Annotated in this window: 15 protein-coding genes; 11 read left to right on the plus strand and 4 right to left on the minus strand. The window is 61.1% G+C overall.

The window, feature by feature from the left end; all coding sequences use genetic code 11:
* The first annotated feature begins 209 nt into the window (after nt 1–209).
* The 3 genes from ABD837_RS10650 (at nt 210) to ABD837_RS10660 (ending at nt 4023) form a co-directional block, all read left to right on the plus strand.
* Nucleotides 210–1502 carry a metallophosphoesterase gene (locus tag ABD837_RS10650; protein ID WP_345053915.1) on the plus strand — a complete coding sequence of 431 codons (1293 nt, stop codon included), beginning with the start codon at nt 210–212 and terminating at the stop codon, nt 1500–1502.
* 511 nt (nt 1503–2013) lie between these two features.
* Entirely contained in the window at nt 2014–2586 is a 573-nt protein-coding gene (locus tag ABD837_RS10655) for a helix-turn-helix domain-containing protein (protein WP_345053917.1), read from the plus strand.
* A gap of 225 nt (nt 2587–2811) precedes the next feature.
* A complete protein-coding gene (locus ABD837_RS10660; protein WP_345053920.1) occupies nt 2812–4023 on the plus strand; it encodes an alpha/beta hydrolase family protein in 1212 nt (403 codons plus the stop codon).
* Between the two features lie 137 nt (nt 4024–4160).
* Here the strand turns inward: ABD837_RS10660 and ABD837_RS10665 are convergent, their stop codons facing one another.
* Nucleotides 4161–5135: an arginase gene (locus tag ABD837_RS10665; RefSeq protein ID WP_345053922.1), complete on the minus strand. Its 975-nt coding sequence runs from the start codon at nt 5133–5135 to the stop codon at nt 4161–4163.
* A 316-nt stretch (nt 5136–5451) separates the two neighbouring features.
* On the opposite strand from ABD837_RS10665, the gene ABD837_RS10670 reads away from it, so the two are divergent.
* Together ABD837_RS10670 and ABD837_RS10675 are read left to right on the plus strand one after the other, a co-directional pair.
* Nucleotides 5452–6870, plus strand: coding sequence for a type III PLP-dependent enzyme domain-containing protein (locus tag ABD837_RS10670; protein ID WP_345053925.1), 1419 nt, complete (start codon nt 5452–5454; stop codon nt 6868–6870).
* A 94-nt stretch (nt 6871–6964) separates the two neighbouring features.
* Entirely contained in the window at nt 6965–7120 is a 156-nt protein-coding gene (locus ABD837_RS10675; RefSeq protein ID WP_345053928.1) for a hypothetical protein, read from the plus strand.
* Nucleotides 7121–7417: 297 nt separating this feature from the next.
* Here ABD837_RS10675 and ABD837_RS10680 read toward each other — a convergent pair whose 3' ends face one another.
* The 3 genes from ABD837_RS10680 to ABD837_RS10690 form a co-directional block, all read right to left on the minus strand.
* Nucleotides 7418–7573, minus strand: a complete 156-nt coding sequence (locus ABD837_RS10680; RefSeq protein ID WP_345053930.1) for a hypothetical protein — start codon at nt 7571–7573, stop codon at nt 7418–7420.
* Between the two features lie 490 nt (nt 7574–8063).
* Nucleotides 8064–8465 carry a hypothetical protein gene (locus ABD837_RS10685; RefSeq protein WP_345053932.1) on the minus strand — a complete coding sequence of 134 codons (402 nt, stop codon included), beginning with the start codon at nt 8463–8465 and terminating at the stop codon, nt 8064–8066.
* Complete coding sequence (locus tag ABD837_RS10690; RefSeq protein ID WP_345053934.1) at nt 8462–8977, minus strand: D-glycero-alpha-D-manno-heptose-1,7-bisphosphate 7-phosphatase; 516 nt, start codon at nt 8975–8977, stop codon at nt 8462–8464. The genes ABD837_RS10685 and ABD837_RS10690 overlap by 4 nt, the downstream gene beginning before the upstream one ends.
* A 142-nt stretch (nt 8978–9119) precedes the next feature.
* Between ABD837_RS10690 and hemG the strand changes: the two genes are divergently transcribed.
* From hemG to ABD837_RS10720, 6 genes are all read left to right on the plus strand, one after another.
* Nucleotides 9120–10457, plus strand: a complete 1338-nt coding sequence (hemG, locus tag ABD837_RS10695; RefSeq protein WP_345053937.1) for a protoporphyrinogen oxidase — start codon at nt 9120–9122, stop codon at nt 10455–10457.
* Nucleotides 10458–10591: 134 nt separating this feature from the next.
* Nucleotides 10592–11329 carry a polyprenol monophosphomannose synthase gene (locus ABD837_RS10700; protein ID WP_345053940.1) on the plus strand — a complete coding sequence of 246 codons (738 nt, stop codon included), beginning with the start codon at nt 10592–10594 and terminating at the stop codon, nt 11327–11329.
* A gap of 158 nt (nt 11330–11487) precedes the next feature.
* Nucleotides 11488–11640 carry a hypothetical protein gene (locus ABD837_RS10705; protein WP_345053944.1) on the plus strand — a complete coding sequence of 51 codons (153 nt, stop codon included), beginning with the start codon at nt 11488–11490 and terminating at the stop codon, nt 11638–11640.
* Nucleotides 11641–11652: 12 nt separating this feature from the next.
* Nucleotides 11653–11979: a TerC family protein gene (locus tag ABD837_RS10710; RefSeq protein WP_345053947.1), complete on the plus strand. Its 327-nt coding sequence runs from the start codon at nt 11653–11655 to the stop codon at nt 11977–11979.
* Nucleotides 11979–12404 (plus strand): TerC family protein, encoded by a 426-nt coding sequence (locus ABD837_RS10715; RefSeq protein WP_345053950.1) that lies wholly within the window; start codon nt 11979–11981, stop codon nt 12402–12404. The genes ABD837_RS10710 and ABD837_RS10715 overlap by 1 nt, the downstream gene beginning before the upstream one ends.
* A gap of 62 nt (nt 12405–12466) precedes the next feature.
* Nucleotides 12467–15022 (plus strand): T9SS type A sorting domain-containing protein, encoded by a 2556-nt coding sequence (locus ABD837_RS10720; RefSeq protein WP_345053952.1) that lies wholly within the window; start codon nt 12467–12469, stop codon nt 15020–15022.
* Nucleotides 15023–15033 lie beyond the last annotated feature (11 nt).

Consider the following 15033-nt stretch of genomic DNA (forward strand, 5'->3'; position numbering starts at 1 on the left):
AACTCAAAGCCTGGTCAGCGGCTGGTGGAGCTTTGCCTCAAGCCTTTTTGATGCCCCCATGTTACGAAAGCCGAGCCGCCAATGGGTCGAGTGGCCTCCTTAGGTCTGCCCATTCCTCTCTAATATCGCGGCGGGAAACGGGCCGTGCTTCTGTTGAATTTGCCTCTTGGGCAGGTGCCCGCTCCATCTCACTCGAAGCCTGCTCTGACATGAAGCATCTAAAAGTCGCCTTAAAGAAACTTGCAACGTGGGGCCTGTTGTCCCTGTGCGGCTATGGGGTCTTGACGACGCTGGTTTACGGACAGGAGAGCATCGACGAGCGCACGGGGACGTACGTCTACGCCTGGTCGGGCCTGGACGCGCTGTTCAACGGGGAGGCGTTTGGCTTCTTCACCGATACGCCCGTCGCCACGCCGTTGCAAGGCCGGGACGGGCCTTACATCCTGGACAGCACCCTTTTCCACATCGACGAAAACAGTCGGTTAACGGGTATTCCCCTGAACGTGCGGGAGCCGGTGCGCGTGCGCGTGGCGAACGCCGACCGGGACTCGTTTTCCTTTTACGTACGGCCGGCCCCCGCCCCGCCGTCGCCGACCTGCCCCCTGCCGGCTCGCCTGCTCGCGATTTCCGATATCGAAGGCAACTTCAATGCCCTGGCCGATTTGCTGCAACGCAACGGGGTCGTGGACCGCCAGTACAACTGGACGTACGGCCCGGGGCACCTGGTGCTCAACGGCGACTTTGTGGACCGGGGCGAGGCGGTGACGCCGGTGCTGTGGCTGCTCTACAAGCTGGAAGGGCAAGCCGAGCAGGCGGGCGGAAAAGTCCATTTCATTTTGGGCAACCACGAGGTGATGAACCTCTACGGCGACCTGTCACATGCCCAGCGCAAGTACATCGGGGCAGCCCAGCGCATCAGCGGGCAGAGGCGCTGGGACCAGGCCGGGCAGGCGCTGTACTCCCCCCGCTCGGAAATGGGCCGGTGGCTGCGCACCAAAAACGTCATCGAAAAAATTGGCCCCTATCTGTTTGTGCACGCCGGGCTCAAGCCGAAGCTGGTCGCGGAGGGCCTCGGCACTACCGAGCTAAACCGGATTGCCCGGAAATATTACGGCACTCGGGCGCCCACGCAGGACGGGAAGTCCCGGGAGGGCACGGTGCTGAGTTCTTACGACGGGCCGTATTGGGACCGGGGCTTGGCGATGAATTGGCTGTACCGGGCTGCTTTCTTCGTGCGTGACCCGTTCAACGCCGCGTATCACCGGACCACGCAAGCGGAGCTGGAGCAGGTGCTGCGGTTTTATCAGGCCGCCCGGGTGGTCATCGGTCATTCCGTCGTGGACGAGGTAACGGCGGATTACGAAGGCCACGTGCTGAAAATCGACGTCAAGCACGGCCGGGAGAAGGGCAGCGACCGGACGCAGGGCTTGCTAATCGAAAACGGGGCGGAATACCGGGTGAACGGAAAAGGGGAAAAGACCCGTATTGGGACGGCTGCGTAGGGTCGCCTCGCAGAGACAAACGGGGATAATCCGGCGTCGCCCTTCCGCCTACGCCCACACGATGCAGTAAGGCCAATAGGCACCGGGCGAACTTGACCAGCGCTGCTCCCGGAGCACCCGACTCGACCGGGCGCTGCACGGCACTTCCCTACTCACTTTTCAGACAGTTCAGGAAAACGGTAGAATTTATAGTCTACTACCTTTTCACAAGTCAGACTATTTAATGCAATAATACCTATTAAAGCGCCCCGTCAGCAACTGGCGGGGCGCTTTGTTTCTTCAGCGGCTTAGGCGGCGGGCCTGGAGTGAAGCCGCCCTGGCCGGGATACGCGGGTTGATTTCCTGGCAGCTACTCCAACTGCCGCCAGAGCAGTACTCAAAATCCGGGCCTTGCATTTTTGAGCACACGCCTATTTGTACTCAAAAATAGGACTAGTCCAAAACTGAGTACAAGCTCACCTGTACTCAAAAAAATAAGTTTGTATTTTTGAGTACAGCTATTCGCTTCCTTATGCCCGAGCTTCCCTGCGCCCCCGACGAGCGGCTGATTGCCACCCGCGCCCACTTCGGCCTGAGCCAGCGCGAAGCGGCCTGCCTGTTGGGCACTACCCAAGCCCACGTCAACCACGCTGAGGTGGGCCGCCGACCCCTGCCCTACGCAGCCAGCTTGCGCCTGCGAGCCTTGCACGCGTTGACTTTGGCCTCCCCTGCCGGGCCGCCTGCGCCCGCCCTCGAAGAGGCCGACGACCTGGGCCTGGCCATCGGCCGGCTGGCCGACTGCCGCTACGCCGTCGCCCGCCTGGCTTACCGCCTGGGTCAGGTGCTGCCCGCCCGCGCCGCCCCGGCCCGGCAGCGGCTGGCTGCCGCCACCGCCGCGCCCGCCACCCTGGCCCCGGCCGATGCCACCGACCCGCTGCCTCCGCAACGTCTCGGCGCCCAGCAGGCGCAATGGGCCCTGCTGCTCAGCCAGGCGCGGCAGGAGCTGCTCGGCACCAGCGGCCGGGCTCCCACCCTGCTGGCCCAGGCCCGCCTCGCTGGCCTGCGTGCCGAAGCCGCCGTGCTGGCCGCCGCCCTTGAAGCGTAGGAGCCCACAGTACCAGCCGGTCCCGTAGCGGGGAGCCGGCAAGTATAAATAGTGGCAGATTTTTATCAACTGCCATCCTGAGCTTGCGAAGAGCCTTATTCCCTTCGCGCCGATTAGTAATGAGGGCCCTGTGAGGCACCCGGCAAAACATTCCCACCGCCGGAACGCCGCCCCCGCCAATAGGCGTTACTGCCCCAGCTATATCCCATTAAATCCCTTCGCAACGTGGCGCTATTCCTACTCCCGCCGTTTTCTAAACGGTATTGCCTGTTCCTGTTCCCGGTGCTGCTGGGGGCTTCGGCCTGCAAGTCGACCACCGCCGAGCCTACCCCGGCCACCGAGGCCGAGGCCAATGCCCCCGTCCTCACCGGCAGCACCTTCATTGGCGAATACAGCGCCGCTACGCTGGCCGGCCGCGTGCCGGGCGTGCCGCTGGCCGCCAGCCTGGCGAAATATCCCATCAAAGCCTACCGCCTCACCTACCGCACCCGCACCCCCGAGGGCACCGAAACCACGGCCAGTGGCGCGGTGCTGGTGCCCGGGGGCAACGCCGGGCAGCTGCCGGTGCTCAGCTACCAGCACGGCACCATCGCGCCCAGCAGCGAGGACCAAGCCCCCTCCTATTATGCCACCGGCAGCGACGTGTGGTCGGGGGTGTCGGTGCTGGCGTCCTCGGGCTTCGTGGTGTCGGCCCCCGATTACATCGGCTACGGCGCCTCCAAGGCCCTGCTCCACCCCTACGAACACGCCGCCTCCCTGGCCTCGGCCTCGGCCGACATGCTCCGGGCCACCCGCGAGTTCTGCCAGCAGCAGCAGGTCGCCCTCAACCAGAAAAACTACCTGCTCGGCTACTCCGAAGGCGGCTACGCCACGATGGCCCTGCACAAGCTGCTCGAAGAGAAGTACGCCACCGCCCTGCCCGTCGCGGCCAGCGCGCCGGGTGCCGGGGCCTACCACAAGTCGGCGTTTGCCCGCTACATCCTCGGGGCCACCCAGCCTCTCAGCTTCCTGAGCTCCTACGTGTGGGCGCTGCGCACCTACGACCGCATCTACGCCCTCAACCGCCCCTTCTCTTTCTACTACCTGGAGCCCTACGCCACGCAATTGCAGGCCAACCCCTTCGCCGCCCTGCCCAGCCAGCAAAGCCAGCTCTTCGCCCCCGCCTTCCGCCAGGCCATCTTAAATAATTCCGATGCGCCCCTCTCCGCCGCGATAGCCGACAACGACATCTACGACTGGAAGCCCCGCGCCCCCCTGGCCCTCTTCCACGGCACCGCCGACGACTACGTGCCCTTCTTCAACTCCCAGGATGCCTACGATGCCATGCAAAAGCGCGGTGCCACGCAGGTCGAGCTGCACCCCATCCCCGGCGGCGACCATTTTTCCTCGGCCGCGCAGTACACGCTGGGGGCGTACCTGTTCCTCAGCCAGCATTAAAAGCTGAGTACAGAACGGTGTAGGGGCAGGGCTTGCCCCCGCCCGTCGTTGAACGATTCACCCGTGGGCGGTTCAACGACGGGCGGGGGCAAGCCCCGCCCCTACACCCATTGGCTACGAAGAGATGCTTCCACACCCTACCGGCTCACCACCTCCTCCAGCCGCAGCCGCTTCTCAATCGCATCGGTGGCTTTTTCGAGGATGTTGAAGGCGTTTTTGGCCATCGTGTTGCCGTTGTCGAGCGTGGGGTTGATTTCGACCATCTCAAAGCACACCACCCGCTCGTTTTCCAGCAGGTCCTGGCAGAGGTTTTCGGCTTCGGAAAGGTAGAGGCCGTCCTCCACGGGCGTGCCCGTGCCAATGCTGAAGCTCGAATCGAGGCTATCGACGTCGAAGGAAATGTAGACGAGGTCGCAAAAGCGCAGGTGCTCGTAAATCTCGCGGCTCAGGCGGCGCGAGCCTTTGGCCTTGATTTCGGGCAGCTTTATCCATTTGATGCCCAGCTCCTCGATGAGCGAATCCTCCTCCTCCTCGGTGTCGCGCACCACCACGTACACCAAATGCTCGGGCTTGAGCTTGGGGCCGGGCTCGCCCAGGTTCTGCAGGCGGCGCCAGAAAAACTCCGTTTCCGGGTCGGGGATGTTGCGCTGGTGCTTCAGGTTGTCCACCCCCAGGGCGGCGGCCAGGGGCATGCCGTGCACGTTGCCGCTGGGCGTGGTGTAGGGCGAGTGGATGTCGGCGTGGGCATCAATCCAGATGACACCCAGCGTTTTGGCCGGGTACGCCGCCTTGATGCCGGCAATGGTGGCGTTGGCGCTGCTGTGGTCGCCGGCCAGCACCAGCGGGAACTCGCCGAAGCGCAGCGTCTGCTCCACCGCGTTGGCAATGCCCTTCTGCACCGTGTAAATGCTGTCGATGTGCTTGGCGAAGGGGAAGTGGTTTTTCTCGAACAGCACGTGGTTCAAATCGGGCAGCACCACGGAGTTGAACCGGCGGAAATAGTCGGAGCCCTTGTTGAGGCAGGCCACGCGCAGGGCGTCGATGCCCATGCCGGAGCCGCGGGTACCCGCCCCAAGCTCGGAGCGTACTTCCAGTAATTTGATGCGTTTCATCGGAGGGTGGGAATTGGGGGTAAGCAGGTTGGCGGCATCGTTCCAAAAAGCTTTAGTTGTTCGTTGTTCGTTGTCAGTTATTAGGTTCGATGAACGACCTGACAACCAATAACGAGCAACTGACAACTAGAACCCTTTCGAGCGCTGCCTTGCGGCAGAAGAATCTGCCGTAGCCAAGTCGCTAATATTCCATCGTCACGATGCGAGGTTGGGTAGCGGGAGAACATAAGCGGTTCCCGGCCGTTATCCTGACCCCGGCGGTACTTTTGTACTGCCCGCCGCAAAGGTCGGGCTTTTTCGCCGCTTCAACAACTGCATGGATACCTATCAAGACCTCATCTCCCAGACTTTCGACTTTCCCACGGCCGACTTTACCGTGCAGGACCACGAACTGCAGTTCCACGGCATCGACCTGATGGCGCTGGTCGAAAAATACGGCACGCCGATGCGCCTCACCTACCTGCCCAAAATCAGCTCCCAGATTCAGCGGGCCAAGAAATGGTTTGCCGACGGCATTGCCGAAACCGGCTACACCGGCACCTATTCCTACGCCTACTGCACCAAGTCGTCGCACTTCCGCTTCGTGCTCGAAGAGGCCCTGAAAAACGACATCCACCTCGAAACTTCGTCGTGGTTCGACATCAGCATCATCCGCAACCTGCACGCCCAGGGCAAAGTCGACAAGCAGAAGCACATCATCTGCAACGGCTTCAAGCCCGACGCCTACAAAAAGGAAATCGCTGACCTGATTAACGACGGGTTCGTGAACTGCATGCCCATCATCGATTCGCCCAACGAAATCGAGTACTACCACGACCACGTGCGCGAAAACGTGAACATGGGCATGCGCCTGGCCTCCGACGAGGAGCCGCGCTTCCAGTTCTACACCTCGCGCCTGGGCGTGCGCTACGCCGACGCCATCCCCATCTACGAGCAGCGCATCAAGGACGACCCGCGCTTCACGCTCACCATGCTGCACTACTTCATCAGCACGGGCATCAAGGACACGTCCTATTACTGGTCCGAGCTCAGCCGCTTCGTGCACAAGTACTGCGAGCTGCGCAAGGTGTGCCCCACCCTCACCACCATTGATATTGGCGGCGGGCTGCCCATCCAAACCAGCATCCAGCCCGACTACGACTACCCCTATATGGTGGCCGAAATCCTGCGCACCATCCAGCGCATCTGTAAAGAAGAAGGCGTGCCCGAGCCCCACATTTTCACCGAGTTCGGCATCTTCACCGTGGGCGAAAGCGGCGCCACCATCTACAGCATTCTCGACGAAAAGCTGCAGAACGACAAAGAGCTCTGGTACATGATTGACGGCTCGTTCATTACGAACCTGCCCGATACCTGGGCCCTCAACCAGCGCTTCATCATGCTGGCCCTCAACGGCTGGAACAAGTCCTACAAGAAAATCCAGCTCGGCGGCCTCACCTGCGACTCGCAGGACTATTACAACTCCGAGAAGCACATCTACCAGACCTTCCTGCCCGAGCGCAACCAAAGGTCGGCGTCAGCCAAGCAGCAGGATGCGCAGCCGCTCTACGTGGGCTTCTTCCACACCGGCGCCTACCAGGAGAGCCTCAGCGGCTACGGCGGCATCAAGCACTGCCTCATCCCCGCCCCGCAGCACATCATCCTCGACCGCGCCGAAGATGGCACGCTTACTGATACCGTTTTCGCGCCGCAGCAGGAAGCCGGCAGCATGATGCGCATCCTCGGATACGAATAATTCAATTTTGGCGCTGGCAGTTTATTGCCTGATATTGCTTGCTTTGCGTATATTTGAAGCCCAACCGCGTCACCAACCTCGTTTTATATAAATTATGAAAAAGTTCGCATTGCTCGCCGCCGCCGGCCTCGTTCTTTCGCTTGGCGCCTGCAACCGCCAGAAGTGCCCCGCCTACAGCAGCACCAAGGAGGCCAACCGCGTTTCGTCGCCCATCACGGCCAGCACCGCTACGCCCGCCGCGCGCCAGTAGTACATCCGGATTCTGTTAAAAAGGCCGGCTTCCCACACGGGAGGCCGGCCTTTTTTATGGGCTTTGGGTTAGTACTGTTTGCTTGAACTCCACCAAAGCAGCCGGTTCGCGGCGGCAGTTACTCCAGCGTCATCCGCTGGTTGACGCAGGCCGCCGGTGCGCACGCTGCGGCGTGTGGTGCTGCTAGCAGGCTTGGCTGGGGAAATGATGGGAGTGGCCAACAGCTGCTAGCGAAGCGAATAAAACATCAGGGCAATATGAAACCCGGCTGCCTGGTGCGTCCGGGGTTTCTGGCCGTTATGTCTTCCAGCCGAGCCAGTCGGTCAGCCACAGGCCGCCCGCCACGATGGCCACGCCCACCGCGACCACCACGCCCGTCACGAGGCCAATGGCCACCACCCAGGCCACGCCCGGCAGCTTATCCATCCAGTCATCGGCTTCAAAGAAACGCATAGGGCGAAGGTAGCACCCCCAGCAGTGGGGGAAGTGCTGGCTGAAAATGTCCACCGCCCAACGGATAAGCGGACCTGGCAACGCACGGTTGTGCACAGGAAAGCGTATATTTTCGTTTTCTTAATCGGACCGATTAAGAAAACGGTGACAGGACATTGACAGGACTGACCCACGAAACGGAATCAGTTCGAATATCTGCTCTTGTAAGCGCTATTGGGCTTGGGCTAGTCGATATGAAGCCTCTTTCGCCGTTGCTTTTCTGTCCAATTGTTTCTGCGTATCCAATCACCTAGGAGGGCAATCAACCCACCATTGACAAGTGCTGCTCCAGCAAGAAAACGGTCTGTTTCGATGGGAATATTATGTCCGCTCCCGTGAGCAATGGCCCAAAAGAGTCCCACAAGCAACAGGGATAGACACAGTAACACCAGCAAGACATACCTCATCCTGTTTTTGCTCTCGCTTTTTAATCAAAGAAACGCTCGTTACGCTATTTGGACCGTTTAATTAAGCCCTTTTTGCTTGGTGCGTTCAGGCTAAAAACCAATACCTCAGTGTAATTCGGAAATCGCCGGTAAATGCTGATTTGCTCACTGCCCGCAGCCTTTGCTACTGAGTCGCCGGCTTGCAGGTATTGCTGCCCGGCAGCGGGTAGCACCAGGGCCTGGGTTTCGCCAGTAGCCAGCTTCACCTTCTGAATTCCGCGGGAAAAAGACAAGAGTTTATCTACCCGGCCAGCAACTTGCATTGCTTTGTAGCGTTCGATTTCCCGCTTGTTGTTAGCCGTGGTGGTGAAGTAAAAAATCACCTGGCCCAGAATAACGCACGCCAGCAGAAACAACATGTTGCGGTTTCTGGCCAACCAACCTGGCTTGTTGTCGTTGTCTGTCATTGCCCTAAGATAAGTGCCGTGGCTGCCCGCAAATCGGCCACGTGCGGCGCGAAGCCTTCCGGGTTCTCCTCTCCTACCAGCACGCCGCGCACGCCAACCGCCGCGCCGGCCTGCATGTCGCGCAGCCGGTCCCCCACAATCCAGCACTGCGCCACATCGAGGTTGAAGCGGGCCACCGCCTTTTCCAGCATGCCCGAATCAGGCTTGCGCAGAATGGACTCGCTCACGCTGGGGTGCGCGTCGCTGAAATACAGCGCGTCGATAATGCCGCCGCAGGCACGTTGCAGCTTGGCGTAGCAGGCCTGCACCTCGGCGGCCGTGTAGAGCTTTTTGGCGATGCCGGCCTGGTTGGTAACCACGATGAGCAGGTAGCCGGCCGCTTTGAGCCGGGCCAGGCTGTCGGGCACGCCATCGCAGATGATAAATTTATTCGGTTCCCACACGTAGGTGCCAATTTCTTCATTCAGCACACCGTCGCGGTCGAGAAAAATGGCTTTGTTTTTTGTTGACATAGAACAAAGGAACTAGCGCGACCCGGTAGGACAGCGAAGCTAACTTTGTAGTTCGCGTCCCCGCGCCGTTCCCGAATCGTTGAAACGGCACGGGGACGCGAACTATAAAGTTCGCGCTACTGCACGCTACAGCATCCAGACTATGAAAATTGCGATTATCGGCGGCGGCATCAGCGGCCTCACGCTGGCCTGGTACCTGCAAAAGGCCGGCGTGGCCTACGACCTGTTCGAGGCCGACACTCGCCCCGGCGGCAACCTGCGCACTTGGGCAACCCCGGAAGGCTACCTGCTCGAAACCGGTCCCAACTCCCTGCAGCTAAGTCCTGAGCTGCAGGACCTGCTCGCCGACCTCGGCCTGAGCGAACAGGTGGAAGACGCCGCCGCCGTGAGCCAAAACCGCTACGTGCTGCGCGATGGCCGCTACCAGGCCCTGCCCGGCTCGCCCCCGGCCCTGCTCACCAGTGGCTTCTTCAGTTTGAAAGCCAAGTGGCAGCTGCTAAAGGAATTTCGCCAGCCCGCCGCCCCAATCGACGAAACCGAAACCGTGGCCCACTTTTTCCGCCGCCGCTTCGGCCCCGAAATTGTCGACTACGCCGTGAATCCCTTCATGGCCGGCATCTACGCCGGCGACCCGGAGAAGCTCCTCATCAACAAAACCTTCAAGCAGCTACCGGCGCTGGAGCAAGCCCATGGCTCGGTGCTGCGCGGGCTGATGAAAGCCGGCAAAGGGGCGGGCCGCCGCCGCATCATCACGCTCAAAAACGGCGTGCAGTCCATCGCCGAAACCCTGGCCGCCAAGCTCACCAACTACCAATCCGGCACGGCCGTGTCGTCCATTTCGCGGGCTGCCGATGGCAGCTATCAACTCGAACTAAAAGGCGCACGCGGCCTTGAAGCGGCGCCCGGCTACTCGCACCTGGCCCTGGCCCTGCCCGCCTACGCTGCCGCGCCGCTGCTGGAGCTGCTATTCCCGGCTGCGGCTACGGCGCTGGCAGCCGTGTACTACCCGCCCATGAGCGCCGTGTACTCGGCCTACGACCGCGCCGCGGTCGCGCATCCGCTCAACGGCTTTGGGGCGTTGCACCCCAAAGCGGAAAACGCCTACGCGGCCGGCTCGGTCTGGACCAGCTCGATATACCCGCAGCGCGTGCCGGCGGGCCAGGTGCTGTTCACCACCTTCGTGGGCGGCACGCAGTACGAAGCCGCGGCCCAGCAGCCCGAAGCCGCGCAGCTGGCCGCCGTACACGCCGAGCTGAGCAAGTTCTATGGCATCACGGGCGCGCCGCGCTGGCAGGGGCGCTACTACTGGCCGCATAGCATTCCGCAGTTCGACCAAGCTATTGTTGGGGCCCACGTCGCCGCCGAAACCCTGGCCGCCGAGCGCGTGCTGGCCGTGGCCAACTGGCGGGCCGGGGTAAGCGTGCCCGACTGCATCCGCTACGCTCGCAACACCGCCGACTTTTTAGCCGCTGGGCGCTAGTTGATTTTCGAACAGAATATTAACAGTCGCATAACTTAATGTTCGGATTTTTTCAGTAAAATAGCTGGCTCATTCTCTACCCAGCGTGCAGCTTCGGAAGGGCAAAGCCTATCTTTGAGGCCAATTTGTAAGCTATGAGCGAAGGCCTCGTCCTAATTCCCACGTACAACGAGCGCGAAAATGCGGAGCTCATCATCCGCAAGGTGATGTCGCTGCCGCGGGCCTTCGACGTGCTGATTATCGACGACGGCTCGCCCGACGGGACCGCCAATATCGTGCGCGGGCTACAGGCAGAGTTTCCGGGACGGTTGTACCTGGAGGAACGCACTGGCAAACAAGGGCTAGGTACCGCTTACATCCACGGCTTTCGCTGGGCGCTGGCCCACAACTACGAGTACGTGTTTGAGATGGACGCCGACTTCTCGCACAACCCCGACGACCTACTGCGCCTGCACGACGCCTGCGCCGTCGAAGGCTTCGACGTGGCTATCGGCTCGCGCTACATTCAGGGCGTGAACGTGGTAAACTGGCCTATGTCGCGGGTGCTGATGTCGTATTTCGCCTCGTGGTACGTGCGCCTGATTACCGGCATGCCCATCCGCGACGCTACCGCCGGCTTCAAGTGCTACACGGCCCGGGTGCTGCGCGCGCTCGATTTGAACAACATTCGCTTCGTGGGTTACGCGTTTCAGATTGAGATGAAGTGGCTGGCGTACCAGCTCGGCTTTCGCATCAAGGAAGTGCCCATCATCTTCACCGACCGCACCCGCGGCACCTCCAAAATGAGCAAAGGCATTGTGGAAGAGGCTTTTTTCGGCGTGCTCCAGATGAAAGTAAACAGCTGGTTCAGCCCGCTGAAGCGCGCGGTGTAGCCAGCGAAGTTGCGATTACTAAGGCACGTCATGCAGCGGGTAGCGAAGCACCGTGCCTGCCACTAGTAATGACTTGCTGCGGTAAAGATGTTACGCGCTGTATCAGTTGCTGGCAACTTCTTAGCTGTCTCGTTCTATGCCGTAACTTACGGGTACGCATGGAAAACTCGCCCCTCTCCTGGTTTGGGTTCACGGCTTTTGTTATCGGCCTGCTGCTACTCGATTTGCTCGTGCTCAACCGCAAGGCCCACGAGGTAAAGCTGCACGAGGCGCTGGGCTGGAGCGCCTTCTGGATTGTGCTGTCGCAGTGATTCAACCTGCTGGTGTACCGCACCATGGGCCATCAGGCGGGCCTGCAATGGCTAACGGGCTACCTCGTGGCGAAGGCCCTGAGCATCGATAATCGCTTCGTTTTTCTGCTCATTTTCACCTATTTCAAGGTGCCGCCGCAGTACCAGCACCGCATTCTGTTCTGGGGTGTGCTGGGCGCGTTGATACTGCGGGCCGTGTTCACTCTGGAGGGAGCGGCGCTGCTGGCCCGCTTCTACTTCTTGGTGTACCTGCTCGGCGCTTTCCTCATGTACACGGGCATTCGGATGGGCCTCAGCAGCGGCGACGGGCCCGAAACATACCCCACAAGAACCCCATAGTGCGTTTCCTGAGCCGGCGGCTGCCCATCACGCGCTCAATCGAAAGCGGCGCCTTCTTCATCAAAAAAGACGGCCTGCGCTTCGCCACCCCGCTGCTGGTGGTACTGATGGTGGAAACCACCGACGTGGTGTTCGCAGCCGATTCCATCCCGGCTATTCTGGCCATTACCTGCAATACGTTCGTGGTCTTCACCTCCAGCGTGTTTGCGCTGCTGGGGCTATGGGCACTGCACTTTGCCCTGGCCAGCCTCCTGCAGCTGTTCCACTACCTCCACTATGGCCTGGCGCTCAATCTGGTCTTCATCGGCGGCAAAACTCTGCTCGAGCACGTGCTGCCCCTCAGCATGCCGCTGTCGCTGGGCATCGTAGGTGCCATCCTGCTGCTGAGCATGGTAGCCTCGCTGCTGTGGCCGAAACAAGAATAGTTTGGTACTGAATTTACTACTTTCAAGCCTCGGTTTTCCTCTTTCCACTCATTTCTGAACGCATGACGCTACTTCGATTCACTACTGCGGGACTACTACTGGCCTCGCTCTTCCCTATGGCAGCGGCTGCGCAGGCCCCCGACGCCACATTCACCTCACCAGCAAGCATCTATTCTCCGGGCCAAGTATACGCGCTGGGCCCCCAGCAGGCCGATGGCAAGCGGGTGATAGCCGGCGATTTTACCCGTGTGAACGGATTGGCGATTAGCAACCTGGTGCGGCTGGATGCGGCAGGCAACGTCGACCAGGCCTTCTCGCAGGCCGTGGGCCCGGCCAGCATTGTTTACCGCGTCCGCAGCCTGCCTTCGGGTCAGTACCTGCTGGGCGCATACGACGGCACCGTAACGGCCGGCGGCATTACCCGCTCCGAGTTGCTGCGCCTGAATGCCAATGGCACGGCCGATGCGTCCTTCGACCCGGGGAGTGGCCCGGGTGGAGGCACCGCCAGTACCCATGTCGACGTAAAGGAGTTTGCGGCCCAGCCCGACGGCAAAGTGGTTGTAACCGGCACCTTTAGCACCTTCAACAATGTACCGGCACCTGGGATAGTCCGCCTCAATATCGACGGCAGCGTCGACACGGGCTTCAACGTGGGCTCAGGACTTGCTGTATATTCCTCCAGCTACAGTGATGGCTACGCCGTAGCAGTACAAACCGATGGTAAAATATTGTTAGGTGGCCAGTTCGAAACCTTCAACGGCCAGCCAGCCAGTTGCCTGGTGCGCCTCACTGCTACCGGCAGCGTAGACCCCACCTTTACCTCGGCCCTGGGCCCTTCTGTTGTGGAAAGTATCGTGCTGCAGCCCGATGGAAAAATATTGGTAAGCGGCAGCTTGGTTGCCAGTCCCGGCTTCAACGGCACCTTAGCACGCCTCCTGCCAAGCGGCGCGCTCGACCCGGGATTTTCGGCATCCGGTATCAGCGTCGGCACCAGTTATAATGACGTGCCAATGGTGTTGCAGCCCGATGGCAAAATCCTGGTATCGGGGGGGTACTTCGGCCAATCCAGCAGTGCCAGCCAGGTAACGCGCCTCAATGCCAACGGCAGCCAGGACCCATCGTTCCAGGTGAGCCCGGGGCCCAGTTCTCGTCCCTTCACCATTGGCTTGCAAGCTGATGGAACGGTGCTTGTGGGAGGACGATTTGACACTTTCGATGGAACTGAAAGCGGCCTGAAACGGCTCACCAGCGTTGGTGCCAGCGACGCGGCATTTGCCCCCACCCTGCAGGTGCCGGGCACCGTGGCGGCCGTGCTGCGCCAGCCCGATGGGAAGTACCTCCTCGGCGGCAACTTTACCGAGATTAACGGGCAGGCCGTGCACCGGCTGGCGCGCCTCACGGCTACCGGAGTCCTTGAAGGGGCTTACTCAAGTGCTACTGGCTTGCTGCCCGGCCCGGTGAGCAGCCTGGCCCTGCAGCCCGATGGCAACGTGTTGGCGGGCACGACCCGGGGCGTGCGGCGCTTCCTGGCCAGCGGGGCTCCAGATGCTTCTTTTACGCAGACCTACGCAACCAATACTTCTTGCCTGGCCTTGCAGCCCGATGGCAAGGTGCTGGTGGGCGGCTACTTCAGTTTCAGCAGTGGCTCTACCCTGTACAAAGAACTGGCCCGCTTCACGTCCTCCGGTGCCCTCGACCCCACTTTTATCCGGGACGTGTCGGCAACTGTGGCACCAGGCGCCCCCACCTATACCAATGCCGTGCTCGTACAGGCTGATGGCCGCATTATAGTAGGCGGGAGGTTTAGTACGACAAGTGGGGCATCTACATGCCGCGTGGTGCGCTACGAACCCACCGGAGCCCTGGACCCCACGTTCAACAACGCATCGAATTTTTCGCCCAACAGTGGCTCTTCCCTGGCTACCAACCGCATCTATTCCATCGTCCAGCAGCCCGATGGCAACCTGTTGGTGGGGGGAAATTTCAGAGCGGTTGACGGCACCCCGCGCCAGGGCGTGGCCCGCCTCAGCACCGCCGGCCAGCTCGACCCTGCGTTTGCGCCCAATTCCTCGCTCACCGGCACGGTTTACAGCGTAGCGCTTCAGCCCAATGGCCGCGTGCTGCTTGGGGGCACTTTCGCATATTCGGGCGCGGCTGGCGCGGCCAACAACCTGGTTCGGGTGCTGGCTAATGGCCAAACCGATGCCACGTTCACGAACGTGGCCCAGCCCAATGATGCTGTCCGTTCAATGCTGGTGCAGCCCGATGGCCGCATTATGCTGGCGGGCTCGTTCACCACCATTGGCAGCGCTGCATCGCCAGGCGTGGCTCGCTTGGGCGCCCTCAATGTGCTACAAGTAGCAGCACCAGCCGCAATAGCAGCGCGTACCGCTGCCTGGCCAGTCCCGGCTCACGAGGTGCTGCACATCGCCCCCGATGCCAGCGCTTACCTGCTCAACATTGAATTGCTGGACGCACTCGGCCGCCAGGTGCGCTGCCTGCCGGCAACTGGCGCGGCGGAAATCACCCTTAACACGGAAAGCTTACCCGCTGGCATGTACCTGCTGCGCGTGAACTATGCCGTAGGGAGCGTGACGCGCCGCCTTGCGGTGCAGTAGTGCGAGCCAGT

Source organism: Hymenobacter glaciei, assembly GCF_039539585.1.
Classification (GTDB): domain Bacteria; phylum Bacteroidota; class Bacteroidia; order Cytophagales; family Hymenobacteraceae; genus Hymenobacter; species Hymenobacter glaciei.

Excerpts from the sequence above, each read along its gene's own strand:
- ABD837_RS10680 (WP_345053930.1), bottom strand. The coding sequence starts at position 7,573 with ATGCGTTTCTTTGAAGCCGATGACTGGATGGATAAGCTGCCGGGCGTG.
- ABD837_RS10665 (WP_345053922.1), bottom strand. The coding sequence starts at position 5,135 with ATGAAACGCATCAAATTACTGGAAGTACGCTCCGAGCTTGGGGCGGGT.
- ABD837_RS10700 (WP_345053940.1), top strand. The coding sequence starts at position 10,592 with ATGAGCGAAGGCCTCGTCCTAATTCCCACGTACAACGAGCGCGAAAAT.
- ABD837_RS10685 (WP_345053932.1), bottom strand. The coding sequence starts at position 8,465 with ATGACAGACAACGACAACAAGCCAGGTTGGTTGGCCAGAAACCGCAAC.
- ABD837_RS10655 (WP_345053917.1), top strand. The coding sequence starts at position 2,014 with ATGCCCGAGCTTCCCTGCGCCCCCGACGAGCGGCTGATTGCCACCCGC.
- ABD837_RS10670 (WP_345053925.1), top strand. The coding sequence starts at position 5,452 with ATGGATACCTATCAAGACCTCATCTCCCAGACTTTCGACTTTCCCACG.
- ABD837_RS10690 (WP_345053934.1), bottom strand. The coding sequence starts at position 8,977 with ATGTCAACAAAAAACAAAGCCATTTTTCTCGACCGCGACGGTGTGCTG.
- ABD837_RS10705 (WP_345053944.1), top strand. The coding sequence starts at position 11,488 with ATGGAAAACTCGCCCCTCTCCTGGTTTGGGTTCACGGCTTTTGTTATC.
- ABD837_RS10675 (WP_345053928.1), top strand. The coding sequence starts at position 6,965 with ATGAAAAAGTTCGCATTGCTCGCCGCCGCCGGCCTCGTTCTTTCGCTT.
- ABD837_RS10650 (WP_345053915.1), top strand. The coding sequence starts at position 210 with ATGAAGCATCTAAAAGTCGCCTTAAAGAAACTTGCAACGTGGGGCCTG.
- hemG (WP_345053937.1), top strand. The coding sequence starts at position 9,120 with ATGAAAATTGCGATTATCGGCGGCGGCATCAGCGGCCTCACGCTGGCC.
- ABD837_RS10720 (WP_345053952.1), top strand. The coding sequence starts at position 12,467 with ATGACGCTACTTCGATTCACTACTGCGGGACTACTACTGGCCTCGCTC.